At 63.6% G+C, this 2,795-nt stretch carries 3 protein-coding genes; all 3 read right to left on the reverse strand.

The genetic code is table 11. The features are described from left to right. The coding region (locus EN939_RS28480) for an ABC transporter permease (RefSeq protein ID WP_164751289.1) at positions 1-597 on the reverse strand (597 nt) is incomplete at its 3' end. Next, complete coding sequence (locus EN939_RS28485; protein ID WP_127269689.1) at positions 594-2,162, reverse strand: sugar ABC transporter ATP-binding protein; 1,569 nt, start codon at positions 2,160-2,162, stop codon at positions 594-596. The genes EN939_RS28480 and EN939_RS28485, both read right to left, overlap by 4 nt. Then, positions 2,159-2,795 (reverse strand): ABC transporter permease (locus EN939_RS28490; RefSeq protein ID WP_442919572.1); only part of this gene is annotated, 637 nt, incomplete at its 5' end. The genes EN939_RS28485 and EN939_RS28490, both read right to left, overlap by 4 nt.

The following is a 2,795-nucleotide window of genomic DNA, read 5'->3' on the forward strand; positions in this document are numbered from 1 at the left end:
TGCGTAGGCAGCGCGCGCATCCCCTCCAACGGCGAGCAGGTTGCGGCGGTAGCCTGTCCGCTCGAACGCCAGCCAGACAAGGCCAAGCACGATGAGCAGGACGAGCATCCCCGAAAGTCCGCCATAGCTGTCTGCAAGACCGAGCAGCCATTGCGGCGCCAGACCGCCGGCCATGGGCAGCATCTCTAGCGTAATGCCCTGGAAGGCGAGGAACGTGCCCAAGGTTGCGATTATCGGCTGGACGCGCACGACTGCGATGAGGAAGCCGTTCAACAGGCCGGACAAGATGCCGACGCCCAGCGAAGCGCCGATGATTGTCACCGGATCGGCCCACCCATTCGGCACGAGGATCGACGTCACCATGGCATTGACGAGCCCCGCAAGCGGCCCGACCGAAAGGTCGATCCCGCCCTCTCCTGAAAGCACGGGCGCGGTCTGGGCCATGGCGGTGATGATGAACGGCGCCACGCCGATGAGCATGCCGTTCCAGTTCGTCACATCGGTAAAAGCGGGGCTGGCGAAGGCGTTGAGAGCAGTAAAAATGACCACCGCAATGAGCACGGGCCATGCGTAGCTGCGGTCGCCGAGCCACTTCATGTCGAGGTCTCCAGTCGGCGTTGCGAGAACATCGCATCGATCAATGCGCGTTCACTAAGGTCGCCGCGCTCGACGATCGCGCTGACGGCGTGATCGTGAAACACAACCACCCGGTGGCAAAGCAGGCACAGTTCCACCAGTTCGGTCGACAGCATCAGGATGGAAACGCCGCTCAAAGCGAGATTATTGAGCACCTCGTAGAGGTCGCGCTTGGCACCCAGATCCACACCACGCATCGGATCGTTCAACACCAACACACGCGGTTGGGTGGCGATCAGACGCCCGAGTAGCGCCTTCTGCTGGTTGCCGCCACTCAGCGCCGATATCGGCGTGTCGAGCCCAGCCATCTTGACCCTGGTCCGCCGAGTGACCTCGCCGGCGACCTCTATCCGCTTCCTTGTGCCCAGCACACCCCAACGGGCGAATGAGCCGAGCGCCGATACGGTCACGTTGTCGAGCACCGACAGCGGGGCGAAGATACCCTCGGATTTGCGGTCGCGCGGCAGGAACGCGATCTTCGCGCGCGCCGCGTCGCGTTGCGACCGTATGGTCATGGTCCCGACGTGCACTGTCCCCGTGGGCGCGCGACGCAGACCAGCGATGCACTCCAGCAGGGCGACCTGGCCGTGCCCCTCCAGCCCCCCCACGCCAATGATCTCGCCGCGACGAAGGTCGAGATCCAGTGTCGGCTTGCCTTCGAGAACCGACAGGCCTCGCACGCCGACGATCACCTCGGCATTGGCGGGAATAGTCTCGCCGCAGCCTTCGCCTTCCGCCGCCCGCGCACCTTCGCGCGTCGACATCAGGTCGAGCAGGATTTCGCTCGATACTGCGCCGCGCTCCAGCGATGCGACGCTCCGGCCAGATCGAAGTACCGTCGTGCAATCGGCAAGGGCGTGAATCTCGTCCATGCGATGCGAGACAAATAGGATCGATCGCCCTTCGCCACGGAAACTTCGTAGCACTTCGAAGAGACGATCGCGGTCTTCGATATCGATCGCGGAGGTCGATTCATCGAGGATAAGCAGGCGCCAGGGCCGCATAAGAGACCGTGCGACGCCGATCATCTGGCGGTTGGCGAGCGATACCGTGCCGGCCAGCCGCTCGATATCAAGATTGCCGATACCGACAGCCGCCAGTGCTTTCCGCACGGCTTCGCGCTCGCGCAAGGGGGTCATCTTGCGACGGATCATGCCGTCCAGGCCCAACATGACATTGTCACGAATTGACATGTCTGGAAGGACCAGCGTCTCCTGGAACACCGTAGCAATGCCGGCGTCCTGCGCGGCACGCGGATTCGCGAAACTGGCTTGCCGGCCGAGCCAATCCAGTGTGCCCGCTTCTGCGCGGACGATGCCGCTGAGTATCTTGATCAGCGTGCTCTTGCCCGAACCATTCTCTCCGACAACGGCATGGATTTCGCCCTCGCGGATCGACAGCGAGCAGGAATCAAGCGCGATCGTTTCGCCAAATGTCCGGCGAAGCCCATCCGCGGACAGAAGCAGCGGCATGCCCTTGCGGTCGGCGGGCGGTTCTATCGCGCGCTGATGGACCGCGCTCTTCATATGCGCATACTCAGATGCGGTTCGCGGCCATAGAGCGCCACGAGCCCGACGATCAGGAAACCGAGGAATATCTGCTGTGCCGCCTGGTCGAGCCCGAGACCGACAAGGAGGGTGCTAAGTTCTGTTACGACAAGACAGCCGGCAATTGTGCGCCCATAGCCGCCGCGCCCGCCGGTCAGCGGCGTGCCGCCGACGACGACTGCTGCGACAGTGGTGAAGAGGTAGGCTGCGCCGACGGTCGGATCGGCCGCTCCGCTGAAGCCTGCAAGTAGAATGCCCGTCGTCGCTGCCAGGAAGGCACTGAGCGCGTAGACACTCATCCAGACGAGCAGCATCGGCACGCCGGCCAATTCGGCGGCGCGAGGATTTGCCCCTGCGGCGAACATCCAGCGGCCGAGCTTGGTCTTGCGCTCGAGGAATAGGATGCCGCCGGCGATGAGCAGCCAGATCACCACGGAGCCGGGCAGCGGGATGGGACCGGTCTTGCCGATAACCGAAACCATGTTGACGAGCCAATCAGGCACCAAGCCCGAAACCTCGCCATGCGTCCCTGCCCAGATGGCGCCAAGGATGATCGAGCCGCTCGCCAGCGTCACCACGAGCGGGTTGAGCTGCAGGTATCGGGATGCAAAG

Source organism: Mesorhizobium sp. M7A.F.Ca.CA.002.05.1.1 (genome assembly GCF_003998335.1).
Taxonomy (GTDB): domain Bacteria; phylum Pseudomonadota; class Alphaproteobacteria; order Rhizobiales; family Rhizobiaceae; genus Mesorhizobium.

Excerpts from the sequence above, each read along its gene's own strand:
- EN939_RS28485 (WP_127269689.1), bottom strand. The coding sequence starts at position 2,162 with ATGAAGAGCGCGGTCCATCAGCGCGCGATAGAACCGCCCGCCGACCGC.